General features: G+C 42.3%; 1 protein-coding gene. It reads left to right on the forward strand.

Features of this window, described 5'->3' with window-relative positions:
* The first annotated feature begins 14 nt into the window (after positions 1 to 14).
* Positions 15 to 443, forward strand: a complete 429-nt coding sequence (locus ACFQ2O_RS22135; RefSeq protein WP_377533174.1) for an organic hydroperoxide resistance protein — start codon at positions 15 to 17, stop codon at positions 441 to 443.
* Positions 444 to 639: the final 196 nt, after the last annotated feature.

Here is a 639-nt window from a genome sequence, read left to right on the forward strand (position 1 = left end):
CTTAAATATAAAAAATGGAAGCCTTATATAGTACCAAAGCAACAGCAACAGGTGGCCGAAACGGTCATATTACTTCAGAAACAGGTGTTTTAGACGTTGATGTACGCACTCCTGAATCACTGGGAGGTTCTAAAGGAGATTACCTGAACCCAGAAATTCTTTTTGCCGGTGGTTATGCTGCTTGCTTTGATAATGCCTTGCTCATGATCATTCGTACGCAAAAGGTAAAAGCAGGCACTACCACTACTACAGCACACGTAAGCATGGGTAAGCTGGATAATGGCGGATACGGACTTGCCGTTACCTTAGAAGTAAATGTCCCGGGTGTGGCACAGGAAGTGGCGCAGCAACTGGTAGAAGCAGCGCATGAAGTATGCCCGTATTCTAATGCCATCAGAGGCAATGTAGATGTAGCTTTAAAAGTTACGACCAACGAAGCCTAACACAGCACACTTAACTAAATTTAACAGCGGGGGATAATTTATCTTCCGCTGTTAAACCTGTTTATACTTGTTTGGCAAGTTTAAGGCTTGCTTCTCGTATAGAAGCAAAAGATATAAGATTCTAATCAAAGCTACACAGCTCTGCTAAGAGCCTTTTACTTTACAGGCTTTAAAGCAGGAGAGCGGTATATAATAT

It is taken from the genome of Pontibacter rugosus, from assembly GCF_042678745.1.
GTDB classification, from domain to species: domain Bacteria; phylum Bacteroidota; class Bacteroidia; order Cytophagales; family Hymenobacteraceae; genus Pontibacter; species Pontibacter rugosus.

What these genes read in the sequence shown, in the direction of transcription:
- ACFQ2O_RS22135 (WP_377533174.1), top strand. Translation starts at nt 15, where the DNA reads ATGGAAGCCTTATATAGTACCAAAGCAACAGCAACAGGTGGCCGAAAC.